Below are 22,918 nucleotides of genomic sequence, written 5' to 3'. Positions count from 1 at the left end.
AGCTTTACATTCAGAATGAGCACGTGCTTTTTAAAAAGTTAAGCCTTCAAAATTCATGTTGAGATGAACTTTGAAGGCTTTATCAATTGTTTTATGTCAACTTAGCAATCACTTAAATGCGTCATATTTGAATTGAATATACAGGGTGAAATGCTAATATGCAATGTTTAATTCTTTAGAAATTTTTCTTTTAAATCTTTACGAATCACGTCTAGAGAATAAGGGTCATTGTACCAGTAAATACTTGAATCCACATCAAATACATGCTTTGCTTTGACCGCTTTTAAATTAGACCACATTGCAGTATGGGTAAATTCTGGTTGCGCCGCTTTTGGTGCTTTCGCTTTAACGATATAATCACCCGCATATGTTTCAATTTCTTCTTTAGAAATTTCTTTCCAACCTTCTTTTTGAGTTGCTTTTTCTAATTCTGTCGGCATTTTTAAACCAAATGCTTGGTAGATGACCTCACTACCGCGTCCCCAGTTTTTACCATAAGCATAAATTTTCTTCTCAAAATCTTCGATGATTGAAACAGTCGCATCTTTTCCAATGGCTTTTTTAATCTCCGTACCATCTTGTTTTGTCTGTTTCACCCAATTTTCTTTCCATTCTGCTACTTCTTTTTCTTTATTCATAATTTGACCTAGAAGTTCTTGTTGTTCTAGATAATTGTACATACCATAATTGATAGCTAAAGTAGGCGCAATTTTTTCAAGTTTTTTTGTATTTTTATCCGTGTTATATGTAACAATTAAATCAGGTTTTAATGATGCCACTTGTTCTACATCGTCATTGCCAACTTTATCAATATCTTTAAAATGTTTCTTCAAAATTGGACTTTGATCTACTTGATTAGATACACCTACTATATTGGCATCTAAATATTTTAAACCACCAGCATATGTAGGGGCTAGTACGACGATGCGTTTAGGTGTTTGTGGTATTTTAACATTTTGTTTACCCTCTGCTGTCTTTAGCGCTAACGTCTTAACATCCGATTGCGCAGATTGTTCCTCTTTATTTTGACCACAAGCAGCTAATAGTAAAATCATAGCTACTAATGGAATGAACCATTTTTGCATGTTTTGTTCCTCCAATTGATAATGATTATCATTATTATATACACTTTGGGCTGTTAAAGCAATACGTTTAATATCATCAAAGATTTTAAAAATACTACTTTATGAACAATTATTAAATCGCAAACTGTCAAAGCGCCGTTTTGAGCTCATTTCATCTTCATATGTATTTTTTAGGTGATCACTTAGTTTTGCAGGTCAAGCACAAAAAACGTCCCCAAAATGAATGACTTTCCATTTTGAGAACGTAATCGTAATACATGTATTAATCATTAACTCTTGTAAGTTAACTGTCAAAATTGCTTTTCTTTTGATGATTTTTTGGCAACGTGCGCACCCATGTAAATAATACAATGGTTTGAATGATGACCATAATGACAAGTCCCACTCTAATCAATGCAATATCAACAGCCCAAATTGAAAACCCTACAACAATATACAAACTAATAAGCAATTGGATTTTCTTCTTCATAGTATAGCCGCGATACAATTTAAAATCTTCAACATAGGCTTGATATACTTTCGTTTGAACAAGCCAATCATGAAACCTCTCTGAACTTTTAGCAAAACATATAACTGCTACAAGTAAAAATGGCGTTGTGGGTAACAAAGGTAACACTGCGCCAGCAAAACCAAGTAACGTAAAAATGACGCCAATAGCTATTAATACATAGCGCATGATGCTCGTCTCCCTCTTTCGTATTCCGTTTCATTATAAAGAGGGTTTTCTTTTCTTTCAATGACTACACTTCATAAGCCATTATATTTTAATGAATTTGTAGTGCACGAAGCCCAATGTCCGCAATTTGATGATACGCCATATCTTCCATCGGGGGATTGTGTAATCCGGCGCGCATATCTCGGTAAAAGCGTTGTAGTGGTCGTGACATTTCTAAACTTTTTGCGCCAACAATGCGCATCGCTAAATCGATAACATCTAATCCCTCATTCATAACAACTACTTTACTTGCACTCAATTCAGACTGAATGGACTGATTTTGACATTTATATTGATAAGCATGCGCTGTACTCCATAGTAAATGTCGTGCTGTAATCAGTTTAGTGTCCATTTTTCCAAGGTTTTGTTGCACAACGGGTAAATCACTAATAGTGCCATCTATACTATTCGGCTGATATGAAGCTGCAAATTCATATGCATAATCTCGTGCTGCTTGAGCAATTCCCAAATACGTACTAGGTATGTGTAAGAGCCACCCATTTTCAAAAGCTGGTGCTTCTCCTTTGATTTCAACAAGATGCGTTAAAGGCACTTTTACGTGATCAAGTAGGATATCATGACTTTCAGTTGCTCTCATTCCTAACATATCCCAATTGTTCGCAATGCTCAATCCTTCAGTATCTTTTTTAACAAGAAAGAAACCTACACGTTCTTTTTCAGGTATATAAGCTGCAACCACAATATGCGTTAAAGCAGGACTCATTGATGTAAATGTTTTAACACCGTTTATCACATAATAATCCTCTTGACGTTCAGCATATGTTAATGGTTTACCGCCCCTAGTGGGACTACCAGTTTCAGCTTCACTTACAGCACGATTAATGAGTGCCCCTTGCTTAACATCTTCAGCCAGTTGGCATAATTGACTGTGCTCCCACTTGTTTGATTCAAACAACTCGCCTATAAAACTTAAATGCCAGCCAATAGAGAGTGCTGTGGCACCATCTATTGAGCCTAACACCGTTTGTAAAATCACCATATCTTCAAGTGACGCACCATACCCTCCATATGATTTAGGTAATGTTAATTGCGTATATCCACTATCAATAAGCCATTGAATATTCTCATGTGGAAATCTACTTTGAATATCATTTTGTGCTGCATTGGCTTTAAATTGTGCTTTTTGTGCTTCTAATTTTTGAATCCATTCTTTTTGTATGTCTGATTGAATTAAAATAGATTGCATCACCATCACTCACTTCCGCTCACATTTCTTAGTACTTCACTCAACATTATAGTATAAATGTTAAGACTTTCCTATTTTTTGGAATTAAAAATAAGCGAGATAGAAATGCGCACATTTCTTCATCTCGCTTGTGAATTTAGTCGTTTTGTCACTCTTTATGATGTGTAAACATTAACGATGGTATTGATTTAAAATTTAGATTCGATGTCTTCAAATAATTGATCAATCTTTGCATACTGTTCCTTAGAAATTTCAATAATAACAGTACGTTCATCTTGTTCATTTCTCTTTTTAGATAAATACCCATTTTCTTTTAGTTTTTGAAGCGCTTTTGTAATATAGTACGGTTTAAACTTTGATACTGTGATGATATCTTTGACATTATATGCAGGCAACCTTTTTTCATGTACATGTACAAGAATAAAGAGCTCTTCATATGTCAATGCATATTGCTGCTTAATATTGCTGGAGATTTCTTTAGTTGTGCGTGAAACGGCAATAAACTCTTTCATGTTTTTAATTGGAAACTTCTTCATTTAATCACCTCAGTAGTTGCTATCCAAGATGCATACATAACTTTCTGTGTTTCTAAAAACTATATTTACTTGGAAATTTAATTTCTTAATAATTGTATTCTAAACCTTTACCGCGCTTTTTTCAATTACTTCTTGAAAATATATTCGATTTTTTTCAAAACGCTTGCTTTTTATGCCTCCCACACAGACATAAAAAATAGGAACTATAACAGCATAATGTCATAGTTCCAAATAACAAAAACAATTTATTATTTAAATTTTTAATTATTTTTTGCTTACTAATGTGTCAGCAAGACTCAAACCTGCCATAGAAACTAAATCAATTGCGTGTTGCGCGCCTTGTTTACCGTGACCAGCTTGAAAATGTTTTTGAATCGCTACACCCAATACCACAATAGTGATTAATGATCCAAGTTGTGATAAACGTTTACTAAAAATACTTAATCCAAATAATACTGCAGCTGCTGTTTCAGCCGCTCCGACAACGCGCACGAGGTCTGGTGATAAATTAAAAGATTCAAATGCGTCTCTTAACCCTTGGTCATTTTTTAATTTTGGTTTTGCAGCGTTCACTAATTCTTTTGCTACTTTTAAATTTGCAACATATCTTAAAATCATAAATCAATCTCTCCTTATCACTAGTTATTTATCTTTAAAATACGCATCCACTATAGGTTTTACTTTTTCTCCAAATAAACGTATTGATTTTAATGTACATTCATGTGGAATTGATCCTATTGGTAAATGTAACATAAATCGAGTTAATCCTAACGCCTCTACAGTATCAATAATTTTTTGTGCAACCGTTTCTGGACTTCCAACGTACATAGCCCCGTTTGGTCCTATTTCACGTTGGAAGTGTTCATACGTAAAGGGTGGCCAACCACGTTCTTTAGCGATGATATTGTGGTGTGCTTCAGTAGCTGGCATATACTGTGCTTGAGCTTCTTCATCCGTATCAGCAACATATCCCCACGAATGAGATGCAATTTGTAATGTTTCTGGTTGATATCCATTGGATTCCGCCATCGCTTTATACATTGCTACATTTCTTGCAAAACGTTTAGGATTACCTCCTATGATAGCATACGTAATGGGTAATCCAAGTGAACCGGCTTTTAATGAAGATTCTGGTGTTCCCCCAGTAGCCAACCATATCGGTAATGCTTTATCAGCACGTGGATACACACCTAATCCATCAATATTGGGTCTTAAACTCCCTTCCCAATGAACGATTTCATGTTGATTAATTTCCATTAATAATTGTATTTTTTCATCAAACAGTTGTTCATAGTCATTCAAATTATATCCAAATAATGGAAATGATTCGATAAATGAACCACGTCCTGCCATAATTTCTGCTCGACCGTTTGATAGCGCATCAACTGTTGAAAATTGTTGATATACGCGAACAGGATCATCAGAGGATAACACCGTTACCGCTGAAGACAATTTAATATGTTTCGTTGTTGATGCTGCAGCAGCCAATACCGTTGCTGGACTTGATACAGCATAATCAGGACGGTGGTGTTCCCCAAGACCATATACATCTAACCCTACTTCATCAGCCAATTGGATTTCTTCAACAATGTTACGAATCCTTTCTGCATTGGTAATTGCAGGATAAACATTATCTTCTGTATAAATGTCATGGTTGTCTGCAAAAGAAGTTAACCCTAATTCTACTTTCATTGATCTCTCACCTCGACTTCGGTATAAATTTTATATTTGAATTATAACGCCATAAAATAGGTGAGTCAATCATTTTATCTCGAATTAGAAATATTTTTCGATTTTTTGTTTTATAGTGATGCGCATGCCGTATTTACATCTATTCAAAGCGCCCTAAAATGTCATATTCTAAGCATAAAACCTTATATTTCAAATAAAAACCTTCAAAATTCATACAAAAATGAACCTTGAAGGTGATTAGAGATACTATAACATTCATCTATAAATGAGGTTGCAGTTTGATAGCTGCTTGAAATAAAACTTTAAATACAATGTTTTAATATTGGTAGATGGAACAGTTTAATTTGAACTGTCCTTAAAAGCAAGTTGCGATGGTACTTTTTATAAAATGCTTTTAGACACATCATTTAATGTATTGCTGTACATAATCTATAAATGGTTGGACGTCTGCCGTTTGAATGTCTTTCATCGCTACTTTACCTACTTCAAACCCAAACAACAAGACACCATTTTCATATGAAAGACTAGAAATATCTTCATACGGAATATTTCGGTAGTAGAACTGACCATTCATGTCTACATTCATAATAAGTCGCTCATTTGTCGCAATATATGCCCCTTCATACTCTCTTTGACCCTGTATTTCATATTCAATCGTACCTAGTACAGCTGGTCCCGCTGTCTCAGTTGGAAATAAATCTTCAGGATTCACACGGTCAAGAATCATCACAATCCGCCCCTTTAAAATAGTCTTAACCTCATTATAACAAGTGCTGTTTTAAATTACTTGGAATGTGATTAATGTTCAAATGCTAAAAATTTAACATCCATCAAATTTGTCTAAATATAAATTTAAGCCTTATAAATGATTTCCTAAATGTGCTTTAGAATGTCATTCATATTACAAAACGTTAACATCAATTTTCTAATTAATCTAAATATTGATTTCTCTTAACGTAAAATACGATGGCATCAACTTTGTCTTCTCCTTTTTATAATGTACCGATGATAAAAAATTTTCTCAAAAATTACAAAGTGTTAACACAGCACACAAATACATTTTTTTCTGTTAGAGTATTACTCGTTGTAAAAATGAATTACACGACTTACACGTATAAAATGTTAGTTACTCAAGCATATGGTCTTAATTGATAATATATAGAATTCTTTTTAGGAGGACTTTTTCAAATGAAAAAATTAATCGCTACAACTTCAATCGCTACTGCAGGTGTAGCTGCAATTACTTTAGCACACGGACATGACGCAGATGCTGCGGAATATAATGGTGGTTATAACCCTAATGACCCAACTTCATATAGCTATAGCTACACAATTGACCAAAACAATAACTACCACTTTACTTGGCAAGGTAACTGGTCTCCAGCACAATTTAACGGCGGAAATGGTTCAAGCTATTACTACACAACTCAAAATAATTATAATTACACATCAACTTCAAAATATCGCTACAACACTACTGCTTCTAATTATAATTACTCTGCACCAACGACTTCAGCTCCAAAAACAACAACGTCTAATCAGTCATACACAACTTCATCAACATCTGCTTCACGCACAGTTTCTAAAGGTACATCAGGATCCAACTTATACACTGCCGGTCAATGTACGTACTATGTTTTTGATCGTGTAGGTGGTACGATTGGTTCAACATGGGGTAATGCGAATAACTGGGCAAGTGCAGCTGCAGCAGCAGGTTACACAGTTAATCATACACCTAAAGCTGGTGCGATTTTACAAACAACTTCAGGTCCATTTGGTCATGTTGCTTACGTTGAATCAGTAAACAGCAACGGTACCATCACAGTTTCTGAAATGAATTATGGACAAGGTCCTGGCGTTGTAACATCACGTACGATTTCAGCAGCTGAAGCAGCAAGTTACAATTACATTCATTAATTTAAAAAAAGAGGTTTCCGTCATTAACGGAGAACCTCTTTTTTTTAAAACCAATATGCTATAGTGACCCAATATCCAAATGCGAATAAATATAATAATGGAAAGTTTTCCATTTGTTTCGATTTTATTTGTCTTCTCACGACATCTACACCGACGCCAACAAGTAATGCCGTCAGAATCAATCGTACAGTCAACATCATCGAAACATTTTCAACGTCATGGTTTGAGAACGTTAGTAAAACCAGTATTATCGACAATACAGCAATAATTACTGTATAAACCAGTGTATCAATAGACTTACGCAAGTGAGAGTACACCCATGCCACAATAAAGCCAAATACTGTAATTAGGATTAATTCATGGACTTTAAACACAAAAGTATGGGTTTCAGCTCTATAAAGTACAATCGCTACAAAATACAAGATAAAGCTGAAAACCCAAGAAATGATAGAAGGACTTTTTACAACATGTAAGTCTTTTTTGATAAATTGGTGTATCCCAAACCATAATAGTATCATCGCTACAAGACCTATTAAGTAAAATATGGAATCACCTCATTTACAGTTATAATATAACCGTTATTCAAATTTTTAAACATAGATGAACCTTAAAATCTTAAAAATATCAATTTAAAACACGCTGTTCACTCTGTTGTTTTTTTATGCTTATTCCTGTAAAACCATAACATAATGCAATGACAATACATAAATAACATGGCACCGCCCAAACAAAAAACTCCCCGACGTGAACACCTAATTGTTGTGTGTAATAGACACCTGATGTTCCCCAAGGTATAAGAGGCAACACCATTGTTCCTGAATCTTCGAGTGTTCGAGATAAATTCACACGGTCATATCCCATTTTGTTATACATATCCATAAGTAATACGCCGACCATAATAATGGCGACTGAAGCAACACCAGCAGCTAGTACCATCATTAAGGTACCTAAAACTGTCACTAATATTAATGAACCACGCGTATTGATTTGTTTAGAGATGTGTGCAAGTAATACATCTAAACAACCTGCCTTTTCAACGATACCTGCAAATGCATACCCACAAAATATCGTGACAATAATTTGTGTCATACTCATAATGCCACCTTGTTCAATCAAAGTTAATGCATTTTTAGATAATCCATCAACATTTGTGGTTAACATGTCAGGCGTAAATCCTGTGAATGTTGCTATCAATCCATCTTGAAATTTAAAACCATGGTTGAAAGTACCGACAATAATCGCTGAGGCGCTAGAGATTAACATTGCTGGTACTGTGGCCATTTTAAAGATTAAACAAACCACAATCACAACAATAGGTATCCAAACAATGATGTTGATGTGATACATCGCATCAATATCAGATAAAATCTTTTGAATATTTTTAGTGTTCGCATTGTGTGCTAAACCTATAGAAGCGATATGCCAAACTATCATTCCTATGATTGACGCAGGTATCGTCGTCCATATCATATGTTTAATGTGACTAAAGATATTCACACGTGTGACCAGCGAAGCAAGGTTCGTCGTATCTGATAATGGCGACATTTTATCTCCAAATACTGCACCTGATATAATAGCGCCCGCTGCCATACCCGCAGGAATATCCATTTGCAAAGCAATAGCGATTAATGCGATACCTGCTGTAGAGGCAGAACCCCATGCAGTACCCGTAGCAACTGAGCACACTGCCGAAATTAAAAATGCCGACACTAAAAAGTATTGAGGACTTAAAAATTTCAATCCATAATAAATTAAACCAGGCACGGTCCCTGAATACATCCATGTCCCCACAATAATACCTACAGCTAAAATGATAAATAGCGCTGGCATTGCTGTAGTTAATCTATGTACGATACCTTCCTCTAAATCTTGCCATTTTAGCCCGACACGCCATGCGATAAATGCAGCATAAGCTGAAGCCAAAATAAGCAACGGTTGGACTGGAATTTTAAAAACGATAAATCCAACACATACAATGATCATCATAACGATAATCGTTGAAATAGCTTCTAGAAATGACGGTTTGCGTGTCATACACCCTTCCCCCTCTACATTAGTATGATGTTAAACCGACGTTTTCACGGCCTAAATCTTCTATAGTGAGACCTTCTTTATAGAAATCACGTTCTAAAATCGTTGAAGCAATCACGATTATCGCATCTATATTGGGTGTAGGTACACCAATTTCACGACCTAAACTTGACCATAAAACAAGCCCATAAGCAATATCTTCTGTTAAATAACGATTATTCACTTGATGGGGACCACGAATTTGTGAAAATACTGGACTATCATTAAATAAATTTTTAAGCGGTTTATCCTCGTCTTCACGCTCGAGATAGCCCCTTTCGATGCGTCCTTCTTTTGCTGTTTCAAGCTCAAATCCTAATTTACGCCCTAACGTTAAACGTTCCAGTTCTACCGCATGCAATAATCTAACAGTATGTTTTGTAATCCCTTCTTTATAAAGTGCAAAGTCACCACTATAATCTATACGCCCTACATTTAGAAGTGTAGGTCCTGGGTGCACCTCTGGATTTCCATTTTCAAGATTTGTTCTCCATAGGCTTTCTTCTTTAACAATATATGGATATAGCGACTCAATTTTCTTAAAGGTCTCACTTAAATCAGCCTCATTAAATGTTGAAAAATAAACTTTACGTACATTTAAAGATAAATTGACAATTGCTTCATCAAAGTCCACACGCGTACCATATGTAAGCGTATTTGCTTCTGCAAAAATTGGACGCACATCATTTTTTAACTCTTTCAATACTTTTATAAAACGTGCAGATCCCATTGCCGCAGCCATATTAAAGAAGATGACTTGTCCTTCATGAATGTGCGAAGCCATGAGTTCAGCATAATATTCTATAAATGAAGAAGGAATAATTAGCATAATCACTTCGGCATCTTCTAAAACGTACGACATATCATCACTGATATTTGTAAATGGGACAAATGATTCTTGTCCTTCTTCATTAAATTCAAAGCCACCTTTAGCTTTTGCTTGATCAAATTTATGGATACTTTGATTTCTACAATATAAACGTACATCGTGACCCTTATTTGTCATTTGAACTGCAGCTGTAACTGCACCATTACCAGATCCTACGATAGCAATTTTCATAATACACTCTCCCCACTTAAAGTTATAATTATGTCTCATAAGCATGTTAACAAAGCTAACGATAAAATGAAATCAATAACTTAAATGCTTTAAAACCTTTTAAACACTGTATCTTTACATTTTCAATAAATGAATTATATTACAACTTATGTTACGCTATAAATAATAAACTGACCCAAAATAGGAGGTTATAAAATGAGTCAATATAACGAAGATACGACGCACGCACCACCAGTTTCTAGTACATCCTCTTTACCCAATGACGATGAAAAATTAATGGCAGTTCTTATTTATGTTACATCTATTTTTGCACCCATTATAGGACCCCTTTTAATTTGGTTAATCAAACGTGACAATTCAAAATTCATTGATGTTGCGGGTAAAAACTATTTCAATTTTGAAATCTCATATACAATATGGGTAGTAATTGGAACTATACTCATATTTGTTCTTATTGGATTCCTCATTGTTCCTATCGTTGCATTGCTTTACTTGATTTTTAAAATTGTCGCAATTGTCAAAGCTTATAATGGAGAAGATTATTTACCGCCACTTTCAATACCATTTTTCAAATAATCGAACCTTTTAATTGTTACAAAAAATATTACAAAATGTGGTGTCGAATAGAACATATTGGTCATTTTATTTTTAAAAATAATCCCCATACGTAGGTGTGGGGATTTTTTATATTGATTAAATATGGTCTGTAAAGTAAGCGTTGCTCCCCTTTTACTATTTTTCATACCCACTCTTTTTTAAATTTACGCCCCTATTTTTTCTGTTGTCACATCATTACAAAAAGTATAGTCACTTTTTACATTTGATTACAAAATCGTAACATTCCACACAAAAGGCTTATTTTCTGATAAAGTGTGTCTTGTCGTTAAATAAAGCGATTAGAAATCATAAATGCGTGTCTTCACGCTTGTAAGTCTTTAAGCAAATAAGGAATCTATTATAAAAAAATTTTTGGGAGGATTTTTATTATGTTAAAGAAAATCGCTACAGTAACTACATTAACAGCGGGAGTAGGTGCAGCAGCAGTAGGTTTAAACCATCAAGATGCTGATGCGGCTGAAGGTAGCTATAATTATTCATGGAGTTACAACTACAATACAAATGGTGGAACGACTAACTACGATTACACATCAAACAATTCTACATCATATACAAACGGTACGAACACATCTACAACGTCAACATCTACACAATCAACTGGTACAGCTTCAGCAGGTAATTTATACACAGCTGGTCAATGTACTTGGTATGTTTACGACAAAGTAGGTGGCTCAATCGGTTCAACATGGGGCAACGCAAACAACTGGGCAAGCGCAGCGGCTGCAGCTGGCTACACTGTAAATCACACACCTGAAGCTGGTGCTATTTTACAATCATCTGAAGGACCATTCGGTCATGTGGCATACGTTGAATCTGTAAATGAAGATGGTTCAATCACTGTTTCAGAAATGAACTACAATGGTGGACCTTTCAACGTAAGTGAACGTACAATCTCTGCTGGCGAAGTAGGTTCATATAACTTTATTCACGTAAAATAATCAATATCTAATCATAGGAATGATTTAAGTGCAATTAAATCCATTCTAACTCAAAAGAAAGTATGAGACTCCCCTCTCATACTTTCTTTTTTTAGTTTCAATAGTCTTACCTTGTCACTAAGAAAACGTTTACTTTATACTGAAAGAGAGAGGTGGGAAATTAATATGAAAAAAATTTTTGTTGCTGGTCCAATACCTAAAGCCGGATTAGCGTTATTAGAATCACACTTTGACGTACACATGTATGAAGGTAAAGGTATTATTAGTAAAGATGAATTAAAACGAGGGGTTGAAGATGCATTTGGACTCGTAAGTCTATTATCAACTCAAGTAGATAAAGACGTTATCGATCATGCAAAGCAATTAGAATTTATTGCAAATTATGGCGCTGGTTTCAATAATGTCGATATCGATTATGCAAAATCAAAAGGTATCGGAGTGTCGAATACGCCTAAAGCATCTACTAACGCAACGGCTGAACTCACAATAGGTATTTTACTTGCGGTAGCACGTCGCATTCCTGAAGGAGATCAATTAATGCGTCACGAAGGTTTTGATGGGTGGGCCCCATTATTTTTCCGCGGTCGTGAAGTATCTGGCAAAACCATAGGTATTATTGGACTAGGAGAAATAGGAAGTGCCGTAGGGCGTCGTGCCAAAGGCTTTGATATGAATATTTTATATACTGGTCCAAATCGCAAAGAAGAAAAAGAGCAAGCGTTAGATGCAACGTATGTAGATTTAAATACGTTACTTAAAGAATCAGATTTTGTAGTCATTAACGCTGCTTACAATCCATCAATGGAACATATGATTGATGAAGAACAGCTCAATTTAATGAAACCAACTGCATACTTAATCAATGCCTCACGTGGACCCATAGTCCATGAACAGGCGTTACTTGAAGCATTACAAAATAACATCATTGAAGGTGCAGCACTTGATGTTTATGAATTTGAACCGCAAATTACTGAAGGGTTAAAGTCACTTAATAACGTCGTGATTACACCACATATCGGTAATGCAACCTTTGAAGCTCGTGATATGATGGCTGAAATCGTTGCAACAAATTTAATAAAAAAAGTTCAAGGTGAAACACCTGATTTCATCGTAAATCCTTAAACAAAAACGCGTATAAGCCCTATATTGAAGGTCGCTTATACGCATTTTTTCATATACTCTATTATTCACTTTTAGCTTTATTTAAAAACTTCATTTGCCTCATCACTAAACGGTCTGGCAATATACATAACATTTTATTACGTATAGCGATAGCCATTTTGCTATCTTTTTGAGCCATAACCCCAATTTTTCTAGATTTACGGGTCACTTTCGCAGTATGTTTTACACGTAAGTGATCATATCGTTTTAATGCTTCTGGAAGTGCATATTGAGATAACACATTACTCAACACAATCGCATCTTCCATCGCTTGACCAGCACCCTGTCCCATATTAGGTGTCGTCGCGTGTGCTGCATCTCCAAGCAAGACGATGCGTTGATGATACACAAATGTTTTAAGCGGTTTTAAATCATAGATGTCATGATGCAATATTTCTGTTTCAGGCTGCTTATCAAGAATCATACGTACTTTTTGAGGGAAATGATTAAAGTACGCTTGTAAGTATGGCTTATTAAAGTGTAAATAGTTGGGATCCTTCTCTTTCGCATTGATTGTAGCAAACCAATAGGCTTTACCATTCAGTAATGGGACAATCCCAAAACGTCCTTTTTTCCCCCAATACTCTTCAGCAATATGTCCTAGAGTATCCATGTCCTCAACTACACCTCGAAAACACGTATAACCTTGATAGCGCACTTTAGATTCAGGAGCAACCGATTGACGCACATGAGAATGAATGCCATCAGCCGCCACAACGAGATCAAACTGTTCTGATTCTTTTGTAGCAAAAGTTAAAGTTACCCCATGATCAGTAGCATTAACTCCTGTCACTTCACAATTAAAATGAATAACGTGTTGATCCACATAAGTGGCAATAATATCCACTAATGACTGACGTAATAACGTGACATTTGTCGCTGATTTAGGAAAATCAACTTGACTCAGTTTACGGTCTTGTTCATCACTGATACGCATGGATTGCAAAATTTGCCCTTCATTTTTAATACCTTTGGCAAGATCATGTTTTCCCAATTTTGTTAAAACATTATCTCCAATGCCTATACCTGCGCCAACTTCTGCTGTTGTTGCGTTTTTTTCAAAAATATGTACCTCATGTTTTTGTTCACGTAAGAGTGCTGCAAGTGTTAAACCACCAATGCCCGCACCAACGATACCAATTTTCATTCTTTTCACCTCTTAAAAGCCTTTCATCACTTAAATGGTTAAAAACGTCTAACTTTATTTATCCGTTTTTATAAAAATCACGTCGTATATGGTCTTTTTTTATCCCATATTGATCGTAATAATGTTGCATTTGTCCTGCAATTTTAGACGGCCATGCAATATCACTCGCATATTGATTTGTTCCAGGATTTTGTGGATTCCACTTCATTTGATACAGTGTAATCTGACCATTTTTAAAGTATTGGTTACGCACAAAATGCGCACCGCCTTTGATTGCTTTTTCAGGAGACGTCCACTTTTCACGTACAGCATAACTTTTCCCTGTAGCTACTGCATCGCTATCAAACGCACCGATGCCAAAAAAATTGTAATATCGTTTCCCTTTATGCTTGATGCCATTAGCAAGTTCTGACTGCCCCTCACCTGTCTCAATTAAGGCATGACTGACGAGATAAATTACGTTCACGTCCGTTTCTTGTTGTGCCGCTAAAAAGGCATCTCCTTGATTTTCTAAAATCCCTTTTCCTTTCAACATACGATTCACTTCATCTTTTGAAAGGTGAACAGGTTCAGAAATATCCATATATTTTAAATCATGATCACGAAATTCCACACGCATGGCATCTTTGACTTCACTTTGACTTGCTTCAACAAATTGATTTTGATGTGCTACAGTATGCAAGACGCCTTGTGCAGTTTGACGTTGCACCGCTTCATCAAATGTCATTGTTTTATCGTTAGTAAACCAATGCGTTTCATTAATAAAAAGTAATATCATAAAAACTGTTAAAATCACAATTACCAGCATCTTTGAAGGATGCTTTTTAATCCAAGATTTCATAAAAGACTCCCCTAAAGTTTATAAAATCATTTAAATCATTTTAAATAGCACGGCAACCACCACAATGAGCACGATAACATAAGCAATGTTGATCGCATTGCGCACCCAATTTTTCCCTTTAAACATGCGATTAAAGATAAAAAGGCTTAATCCTAGTGATAATAAAAAGAACACGATTGCAACGATAGTATGTATAAAAAAGAGTGATATTAAGCCGAGTACTAATAACACATTCGATAAAATTGCTAACTTTTTTATTGTTTTAATATCCATAAATTCCCTCCTTATTAATACTTATCATTTTATCATGAATGCAATCACTCTGCTTTTAATCCTTTAGAAAAACCGTCACATTTCATTCAGTTCCATTGCGATAATCCATTTTCACATCTATGTATATTTATTGGAAATCGTCCTTTCACATTAATATCACAAACATAACAATCATTTCTATAATAATGAATAAAAGCCCTCAAAGTTCATTTTTAAATGGACTTTGAAGGCTCATTGATAAAGGTCAAGACGTTGAGTAAAGTTAACTTATGCTTATCTTGACATTCCTTTTAGTATGTTTAAAAAGTATGTGAGGCTTTGATTCATGTTGTCATCTCTTAGAATACCCATTAAACCAGCTATAGATGTACGTTGATTGCCACTTGCTTGATGGGCAACACGCAATCCTTTATTTAATTTGTTCATGAGAATTTTTAAATCATCCGGATTTAAATCTCCTAATAAAAATGCCATTTGACCGATGTTATGAATTGCACCAGCATATTGGTCTTTATTAAGTTCAGTGACGACTTTTTCAGTGATAACGCCACGTTGTTTGATTGCACCTGTTAAAGCATCTAATATTTTAGCTTCATCTAATGCTTCCACGAGTTTAATCGCTTTTAAAATACTCTCACTATTTTCAGCAATGGCATCTGTCACTTTCGTGACTTGTTCTGCTTTGATTTCCGCTTCTGATTTTTCAATGCGTTTAATTTTAGAGATTCTTTCAGCCATTATTTCATCACCTGATCCCCTGGAAAGATGTAATCTGGTCTTTCCCATTTTTTCTCTACAGCAACACTATACTGTGGATGACGCTTTTGATTACGGAAGTTCGTCGGATTAAGTGGTGATTTACCACGCTTACTAAGTACTTCCATTCGGCAACAAGTCGATTTATACGCCGGTGTGTGTGTTTCTGGATCTGTGACACTACTTGTTAAATAGTTAATCGCGATCTCATTGCTATCATTAAGCGGCAAATAAATCTGTTTACCTTTTACACGGTCCGTAATGTGTACATGCCCCGTTGCTTCACCTGTTTCTGACGTTAATTTAACAGCCGCACCTTCATGGATATTGCGTTCTTGAGCAAGTTCTGGTGAAATTTCAATAAATGCTGTTGGCATTTTGTATTTTAAACCAGGCACTTTATACGTCATATTTCCTTCGTGGAAATGCTCGAGGACACGTCCATTATTAACATGTAAATCATACGTTTCATTCGTCTTGTAGAAGTTATCAAATTCTAATGGGAAGAATTTTGCTTTACCATTATCAAAGTTAAAACGCTCTGTAAATAACAACGGTGAATCTGTACCGTCTGCCGCTACAGGCCATTGTAAGCTGTTGTATCCTTCTAAGCGTTCATATTTCACACCAGCAAACATCGGTGTTAAGCTTGATGCTTCATCCATAATTTCGGATGGATGTGAATAATTCCAATCAAATCCAAGTTCTTTAGCAATAAGTTGCGTAATTTGCCAGTCCGGTTTTGAATCACCGAGTGGTTCTAAAACTTGATATAAACGTTGGAAACGACGCTCTGTATTTGTAAATGTACCATCTTTTTCAAGAGAAGGACTTGCTGGTAATATTACATCCGCATATTCCGCAGTGAAAGTTAAAAATTCATCTTGAACGACTAGAAAATCAACTTTTTCTAATGCCGCTTGCACATAATTAATGTTTGAGTCGACGATACCCGTATCTTCACCCAGTATAAATAAACTGTGTACATCGCCAGCATGAATATGGTCCATCATTTGATGGTTATCATAACCCGGTTCACTTGGTAAAGTCACACCCCAAGCTTTTTCATAACGTGCACGTACTTCGTCATCAGCTACACCTTGATATCCTGGAAATTTATCTGGCATACTTCCAAAATCAGAACAGCCTTGGACATTGTTGTGACCACGCAATGGATAAGAACCCGCGCCTGGTTTCATATAATTACCTGTAGCAAGTAACATATTTGAAATTGCAGTACTCGTATCAGAACCTGTTTCTTGTTGCGTTACACCCATCGCCCAACATACGACAACAGAATTAACACTTACAATTTCTTTAGCTAAGTGAATCAAACGTTCTTTTGGAATACCTGTCGTCTCCTCAGCAAATTCCATCGTATACGGCTCTAAAGATTCATAATACGCATCTGCATGATCAACCCATTTTTCAATAAATGCTTTGTCATGCCAATCATTATCAATAATGTATTTTGTCACAGCTGATAACCAAACTAAGTCTGTACCTGGATGTGGTTGATAAAATTCATCTGCACGTTCAGCCATTTCATGTTTACGGATATCAAAAACATGTAATTTTTGACCAAATAGTTTGTGCGAACGTTTAATACGTGATGCGATAACTGGATGCGCTTCGGCTGTATTGGTACCAATCGTAATGACCATTTCAGCATTGCCGATATCATCTATAGATCCAGAATCTCCACCATGCCCTACAGTACGGAATAATCCTTTCGTCGCAGGCGCTTGGCAATAACGTGAACAGTTATCAATATTGTTTGTCCCAAATACTTGACGTGCAAGTTTTTGCATGAGATAGGATTCTTCATTCGTTGCTTTAGAAGACGAAATGAATGATAGCGCTTTCGAACCATGTTGTGTTTTAATGTCTTGCATGCGTTTAGCAACGTATGGAATCGCTTCGTCCCATTCCACTTCTTCAAAGTGATCACCACGACGAATTAAAGGTTTTGTTAAGCGCTCTTCGGAATTCACGTAATCCCAACCGAATTTCCCCTTCACACAAGAAGATATTTTATTCGCTGGTGAATCGTGAGATGGTTGAACTTTTAATATTTCTCGATCCTTTGTCCAAACTTCAAAACTACAACCTACACCACAATATGTACATACTGTTTTTGTCTTCTTAATACGTTCTTCACGCATTGCTGCTTCCGAATCAGATACTGCAAATAAAGGTCCGTAGCCTGTTTCAGCTTTCTTCGTTAAATCAATCATCGATGCTAATGAACCTGGCTCAATATCTGTCATATAACCCGCTTTACCTACCATGTTATTTTCCATCATGGCATTACATGGACATACCGTTGCACATTGTCCGCAACCAACACATGATGATTCATTGATGGAAACGTCATTATCCCAAATCACTCGTGGTTGTTCACGTTCCCAGTCAATCGTTAATGTTTCGTTAACTTGAACGTCTTGACATACTTCTACACAACGTCCACATAATATACATTGATTAGGGTCGTAACGGTAGAATGGCCCAAAATCTACTTCATAAGGTTTCGGCTTATATTCATACGTCTGATGTTCAAGACCCCATTCGTCCATCGTATTATGAATTTCACAGTTGCCGTTATTATAATCACACACTGTACAATACAGTTGATGCTTTTCTAAAATACGATCTAACGCTTCTTTTTGTGAAGCTTGTACATTTTGACCTTGAGTATTCACGACCATTGAACGATCAATCGTAGTCCCACATGCACGTTCGATTTTGCCGTCGATTTCAACCGCGCACGTATCACATGTTTGTATCGGACCTAGTGATTCATTGTAACAAATGGAAGGTACAAATGTTTGTTGTTCTTTAATGAACGCAAGTAAGTTTTTACCTGGTTCTACAAGATAATCTTTACCATCTAATGTAACGATAAGATGTTCTTGCATAGTATCCCCCCTATAAAAACATTTTATATGCCTAAGATGCCCCCACATACTTAGTCACTTCTATTTTAAACTGTTTATGTCCAAATGTTAACCATTTACCATAATTTTAGCTAATGTTCACTATTCTAAAAAAATAAAATATTAATCATCTAGCTTTTTTAAATACGTAAACAACGCTAACTTATCGTCCCTAATGCTTCATGACTATCCGTTTTCTCATCAATCACAACACGAATGGCTATTTCAATCCCTTTAACCAAAGTATCTAGCGAAAGAGAAGGCGTACAATCACTTTTATCGATTTGTTCATGTGCGTATGGAAGATGAATAAATCCTGTTCGTACGTTTGGATACGTTGTATATGCTAGGTGTGCTAAAGCATACATAAAGTGATTGCAAACATAAGTGCCTGCACTGTTTGAAAGTGCGCTAGGGACGCTAGCTTCTCGCATTGCTTGAACCATTCTTTTAACAGGTAATTGTGAAAAATAAGCTGGAGGACCGTCTTTTAGGATGGGACGATCGATCGGTTGATACCCTTGATTATCAGGAATGACAGCATCATCGATATTAATTGCCACGCGTTCTGGTGTAATACACTTTCTACCACCTGCTTGTCCTAAACCAATGACCACATCACACGCGTTTCTCTCTAAATAGTGTCGCACTTTTTCCACACACAGATGAAAAGCTGTAGGCAATATAAGAACAGCTATTGAGTGTCCATTAATTGTCGGTGGTATTCGAGAAGCTACCATTGCTGACGGATTTGTTTCAGCCCCATGAAACGGCTCAAAAGCTGTGATGAGAATGTTCATAAAACTCACTCCTTTATCAATAATGACGATGGGTTATGACACTTTTTATCATATACTAAAAAACTCCGCCCACTATGGACGAAGTTTTCAAATTATATACCTAAATTATCTCGATAACTTTGAATGACTTCTTGTTTACTGTTTTCATCTGGAATAAAGTAATATAAGCCATCTTCTCCAGTCGTATCAGACCCTTTTAATTGGTGTTTAACGACATTATTATTACCTTCTTTGTAATTACTTCTGAATGTATTCAACTCACCTAAGGTCATATCTGTTGTGACATTTTTTCCGAGTTGATCCATTAAAGCGTTAAAATTTGTGATAGAGGATACACTTGTTAATTTATTCGCTAAACCTTGAAGCACAAGTTGTTGACGTTCTTGACGACCAAAGTCGCCACCAGCGCCTGACTCTTTACGACTTCTAATAAACGCCATTGCTTGATCACCGTCTAAGTGCACTTTTTGACCTTGGTTGTATTGTTGACCGTGTACGTTGAATGTGGCATTACTAACTACATCAATACCGCCTACCGTATCAATCGTATCTTTCAAGCCATCCATGTCTACTGTAGCATAGTGGTCAATTGGCACATTCATTAATTTTTCAAGTGATTTCACTGCCATATCTGGACCACCATATGCATACGCATGATTAATTTTCTCAGTTGTACCACGACCGACGATTTCTGCACGTGTATCCCTAGGAATACTAATGACTTCTGATGTCTTCTTATCTGGATTAATCGAAACTAACATAATCGTATCACTACGTTGACCATCGTGTTGTTGTTGACGTTTCGCATCAGAGTCAATTCCAAAAAGCGCAATCGAAATAGGTTCCCCTTTATTCATATCCACTTGACCAGACCGTAACGCTGAGTGTTCTCGTTTCAAAGGGTTATGAATCGCGTCACCTGTAACAAATATTTTAAACGCTAAATATGCGACAGCTATGATTGTTAAAATGAATAAGATTCCAATAATCCATAGTAAAGCTCTAACAATTGGATTTTTTCGTTTTTTTGATCGTTGGTAGTTCAAAGCGTTCCCACTCCATTCATTAAATTTGTTAACGCACTATCTTTAATCGTATATTAAACGTATCATATCCTAAATCGTAAATGTTTCAATCAGTCCTAAGACGCACTACTATTTATGATACCCACCATTAGATAAAAGTATATTTAAAACTTCATCGTGACATCCTGGATTACTTATAATAAAAGGACCTCCACGAACAAAATCAATGGCTTTATTATTAAAATCTGTCATTTTTAACCCTAATTCTGAAGCAAATAAGAATTGCGCTGCAATGTCCCAAGGTTTAGCATTTGTATGTATATGTGCACCAAACTGTCCAGTACAGACGCGAATAGAGTCTAAACCACATGCTCCTATGAGTCGGTACGCAAACGAGGCATCTAATAAATCATGCATCGTTGCATCATTTAACACTTTATTATTAAATGAGACAATCAATTCACTTAAAGGCTGTGCTTGAACCTGTTCTAGTCGTTTATGATTCACAAAAGCACCTTCACCTTTTTTGGCATGATATAATGTTTGTCTTGGAAAATCATAAATATATGATAATGTAGGTGTTCCATCTACAAATAACGCCAAAATGATACAAAAGTCATTTTGTTGTTTGACTAAATTCGCAGTGCCATCAATCGGATCCATCACCCATGTATAACCCTGCTTTAAATCTGTAGTGTCATGATGACTTTCTTCTCCATATAACTTATGGTCTGGATATAAGTCTTTTAATAACCCTTCAAAATTAGATTCTAAAGTTTGATCCACGTTTGTTACGAGGTCAAAACGATTCTTTTTCGTATCAGTCTGCATTTGTTTGATAAGTGAAGGAATGAGCAAATTTAATCCACGAAACCACGTCTTCACTTCATTATCAATGTCATTGATATCATATTGAGTCACCAAATTGATTCCCTCCTTCCACGGATTGCTTTTATTATACCCTCTATCGTAATTCAATACCAACCGTTATTAATATATTAATAAAATCAATTATATAAGTAATAAGTTCACGTAATTATCCGAACAAAAAAACCGATTGGATAAACCAACCGGCATAGAAAGGAAAGTAAGTAATAAATATTGAAGATGTTTAACTAGCCATAAGTACAACTTATCATGTCAAACTTTACTATCATAAGATAGTTTACCCCTCGTTTGATGATGCTGTACCATCCCCTAGTAGCTAATTTATACTATATCATAATTTTTTAAATAATGTAAGCGTTTTCTTACAATTTATTGAATTTTTTTATGGGTGACTCTTGTTTAATTTATGTTCCTTGATTTCAGTACGTTATGTGCGTATAAACCTTATTAATAAGTGTTCTATCATTTATGTGGTAAACTATTTATAAGATATAACACGATGCGGAGGTGTGGAGTGTGAATAAAGAAACGCGTCAGTCAAAAATAATTCAACTCATTCAAAAACAAAATCAAATATCTGCAGTCGAATTAGCTCGTAAACTTCAAGTTTCTAAAAGAACCATTCTTCGTGATATCCAAGAATTAGAAGCAAAAGGTGTTCAAATCTTAGCACATGCTGGTAAAAATGGTGGCTATAAAATTCAATCTCGTCCTCAAAATATTAAGCTTGATCTTACAGATGACGAAGTGATGGCCCTATATTTAATTTTGAATGAGCGCATACATCAAACGTCATTACCTTTTAAAAATGAAATACATCAACTCATTCAAAAATTAAAGCGGCAACCCAACACCGCGCTTCGCCGTCAATTAAAGGAATTGGACCAATATATTGTCTTTGAAGATGATACACACACGACACTCCCACCACTTTTTAAAAACATATTAATTTATTGTCATGAGCGCAAAGTTATGGGATTGTACTTTCATCCCTCAGTGCAACAACGTCAACAATTTGCAAATGTCGTCTTTATCGGATTACTTTGTAAAAATGCGGAATGGAAAGCGATCATCTATCATATCGGTGGAGATTATACTGAAATCATCGATATATCTTCAATTGATGACATTGATTACAGTTTCCATAAATCTATTCAAACGAATGATATTACGATTGCAAATTACCGTGATTATTTACAACATAATGCGTAAGCCAAAATATGGATCAGCCAACAAAGTTCATTTATGAATGC

23 protein-coding genes are annotated in these 22,918 nt (G+C 35.6%); 5 read left to right on the top strand and 18 right to left on the bottom strand.

Features of this window, described 5'->3' with window-relative positions:
• Nucleotides 1-167 precede the first annotated feature (167 nt).
• From G8Y85_RS06895 to G8Y85_RS06865, 7 genes are all read right to left on the bottom strand, one after another.
• Complete coding sequence (locus tag G8Y85_RS06895; RefSeq protein ID WP_103345606.1) at nt 168-1,085, bottom strand: ABC transporter substrate-binding protein; 918 nt, start codon at nt 1,083-1,085, stop codon at nt 168-170.
• 283 nt (nt 1,086-1,368) lie between these two features.
• Nucleotides 1,369-1,761: a YbaN family protein gene (locus G8Y85_RS06890; RefSeq protein ID WP_060551634.1), complete on the bottom strand. Its 393-nt coding sequence runs from the start codon at nt 1,759-1,761 to the stop codon at nt 1,369-1,371.
• An 88-nt stretch (nt 1,762-1,849) separates the two neighbouring features.
• Entirely contained in the window at nt 1,850-3,007 is a 1,158-nt protein-coding gene (locus G8Y85_RS06885) for an acyl-CoA dehydrogenase family protein (RefSeq protein WP_103345653.1), read from the bottom strand.
• Nucleotides 3,008-3,195: 188 nt separating this feature from the next.
• Nucleotides 3,196-3,543: a transcriptional regulator, SarA/Rot family gene (locus G8Y85_RS06880; RefSeq protein WP_037567037.1), complete on the bottom strand. Its 348-nt coding sequence runs from the start codon at nt 3,541-3,543 to the stop codon at nt 3,196-3,198.
• Nucleotides 3,544-3,807: 264 nt separating this feature from the next.
• Nucleotides 3,808-4,161: a DoxX family protein gene (locus tag G8Y85_RS06875; RefSeq protein ID WP_165805613.1), complete on the bottom strand. Its 354-nt coding sequence runs from the start codon at nt 4,159-4,161 to the stop codon at nt 3,808-3,810.
• Nucleotides 4,162-4,185: 24 nt separating this feature from the next.
• Nucleotides 4,186-5,235, bottom strand: coding sequence for an LLM class flavin-dependent oxidoreductase (locus tag G8Y85_RS06870; RefSeq protein WP_103345607.1), 1,050 nt, complete (start codon nt 5,233-5,235; stop codon nt 4,186-4,188).
• A 403-nt stretch (nt 5,236-5,638) separates the two neighbouring features.
• Entirely contained in the window at nt 5,639-5,962 is a 324-nt protein-coding gene (locus tag G8Y85_RS06865; RefSeq protein WP_060551646.1) for a PH domain-containing protein, read from the bottom strand.
• Nucleotides 5,963-6,423: 461 nt separating this feature from the next.
• Between G8Y85_RS06865 and G8Y85_RS06860 the strand changes: the two genes are divergently transcribed.
• Nucleotides 6,424-7,152: a CHAP domain-containing protein gene (locus G8Y85_RS06860; RefSeq protein WP_107400796.1), complete on the top strand. Its 729-nt coding sequence runs from the start codon at nt 6,424-6,426 to the stop codon at nt 7,150-7,152.
• Nucleotides 7,153-7,196: 44 nt separating this feature from the next.
• Here G8Y85_RS06860 and G8Y85_RS06855 read toward each other — a convergent pair whose 3' ends face one another.
• The 3 genes from G8Y85_RS06855 to G8Y85_RS06845 form a co-directional block, all read right to left on the bottom strand.
• Nucleotides 7,197-7,670, bottom strand: a complete 474-nt coding sequence (locus G8Y85_RS06855) for a hypothetical protein (protein ID WP_165805612.1) — start codon at nt 7,668-7,670, stop codon at nt 7,197-7,199.
• Nucleotides 7,671-7,776: 106 nt separating this feature from the next.
• Nucleotides 7,777-9,186, bottom strand: coding sequence for a Na+/H+ antiporter NhaC (gene nhaC / locus G8Y85_RS06850; RefSeq protein WP_060551649.1), 1,410 nt, complete (start codon nt 9,184-9,186; stop codon nt 7,777-7,779).
• A 19-nt stretch (nt 9,187-9,205) separates the two neighbouring features.
• Complete coding sequence (locus G8Y85_RS06845) at nt 9,206-10,282, bottom strand: NAD/NADP-dependent octopine/nopaline dehydrogenase family protein (RefSeq protein ID WP_085622643.1); 1,077 nt, start codon at nt 10,280-10,282, stop codon at nt 9,206-9,208.
• Nucleotides 10,283-10,477: 195 nt separating this feature from the next.
• On the opposite strand from G8Y85_RS06845, the gene G8Y85_RS06840 reads away from it, so the two are divergent.
• From G8Y85_RS06840 to G8Y85_RS06830, 3 genes are all read left to right on the top strand, one after another.
• Nucleotides 10,478-10,858, top strand: a complete 381-nt coding sequence (locus G8Y85_RS06840) for a DUF4870 domain-containing protein (RefSeq protein WP_165805611.1) — start codon at nt 10,478-10,480, stop codon at nt 10,856-10,858.
• A 410-nt stretch (nt 10,859-11,268) separates the two neighbouring features.
• On the top strand, nt 11,269-11,838 hold the full coding sequence (locus G8Y85_RS06835) for a CHAP domain-containing protein (RefSeq protein ID WP_037566663.1): 570 nt from the start codon (nt 11,269-11,271) through the stop codon (nt 11,836-11,838).
• 165 nt (nt 11,839-12,003) lie between these two features.
• Complete coding sequence (locus G8Y85_RS06830) at nt 12,004-12,960, top strand: NAD(P)-dependent oxidoreductase (protein WP_165805610.1); 957 nt, start codon at nt 12,004-12,006, stop codon at nt 12,958-12,960.
• A gap of 61 nt (nt 12,961-13,021) precedes the next feature.
• On the opposite strand, the gene G8Y85_RS06825 is transcribed toward G8Y85_RS06830, so the two are convergent.
• From G8Y85_RS06825 to G8Y85_RS06790, 8 genes are all read right to left on the bottom strand, one after another.
• The gene (locus G8Y85_RS06825) at nt 13,022-14,146 is read right to left on the bottom strand and encodes an FAD-dependent monooxygenase (protein ID WP_165805609.1); all 1,125 of its coding nucleotides are present in this window, start codon (nt 14,144-14,146) and stop codon (nt 13,022-13,024) included.
• A gap of 58 nt (nt 14,147-14,204) precedes the next feature.
• Complete coding sequence (locus G8Y85_RS06820) at nt 14,205-14,987, bottom strand: N-acetylglucosaminidase (protein ID WP_165805608.1); 783 nt, start codon at nt 14,985-14,987, stop codon at nt 14,205-14,207.
• Nucleotides 14,988-15,017: 30 nt separating this feature from the next.
• On the bottom strand, nt 15,018-15,260 hold the full coding sequence (locus G8Y85_RS06815; RefSeq protein WP_060551654.1) for a hypothetical protein: 243 nt from the start codon (nt 15,258-15,260) through the stop codon (nt 15,018-15,020).
• 273 nt (nt 15,261-15,533) lie between these two features.
• Nucleotides 15,534-15,998 (bottom strand): helical membrane plugin domain-containing protein, encoded by a 465-nt coding sequence (locus tag G8Y85_RS06810; protein WP_165805607.1) that lies wholly within the window; start codon nt 15,996-15,998, stop codon nt 15,534-15,536.
• Nucleotides 15,998-18,934, bottom strand: a complete 2,937-nt coding sequence (fdhF, locus tag G8Y85_RS06805) for a formate dehydrogenase subunit alpha (RefSeq protein WP_060551655.1) — start codon at nt 18,932-18,934, stop codon at nt 15,998-16,000. Before fdhF ends, G8Y85_RS06810 begins: the two co-directional genes overlap by 1 nt.
• 176 nt (nt 18,935-19,110) lie before the next feature.
• Complete coding sequence (pcp, locus tag G8Y85_RS06800; protein WP_107400798.1) at nt 19,111-19,752, bottom strand: pyroglutamyl-peptidase I; 642 nt, start codon at nt 19,750-19,752, stop codon at nt 19,111-19,113.
• Between the two features lie 92 nt (nt 19,753-19,844).
• Complete coding sequence (locus G8Y85_RS06795) at nt 19,845-20,798, bottom strand: LCP family glycopolymer transferase (protein ID WP_060551657.1); 954 nt, start codon at nt 20,796-20,798, stop codon at nt 19,845-19,847.
• Between the two features lie 108 nt (nt 20,799-20,906).
• Nucleotides 20,907-21,683, bottom strand: coding sequence for an inositol monophosphatase family protein (locus G8Y85_RS06790; RefSeq protein ID WP_394371419.1), 777 nt, complete (start codon nt 21,681-21,683; stop codon nt 20,907-20,909).
• Nucleotides 21,684-22,181: 498 nt separating this feature from the next.
• Here G8Y85_RS06790 and G8Y85_RS06785 point away from each other — a divergent pair, with 498 nt between their 5' ends.
• Nucleotides 22,182-22,877, top strand: coding sequence for a helix-turn-helix transcriptional regulator (locus G8Y85_RS06785; protein ID WP_060551659.1), 696 nt, complete (start codon nt 22,182-22,184; stop codon nt 22,875-22,877).
• Nucleotides 22,878-22,918 lie beyond the last annotated feature (41 nt).

Origin of the sequence: Staphylococcus sp. 11007852 (assembly GCF_011394325.1) — a bacterium.
GTDB classification, from domain to species: domain Bacteria; phylum Bacillota; class Bacilli; order Staphylococcales; family Staphylococcaceae; genus Staphylococcus; species Staphylococcus agnetis.
Note: the sequence above shows the minus strand (reverse complement) of the source record. Positions and strands in the feature narration are given on the sequence as shown.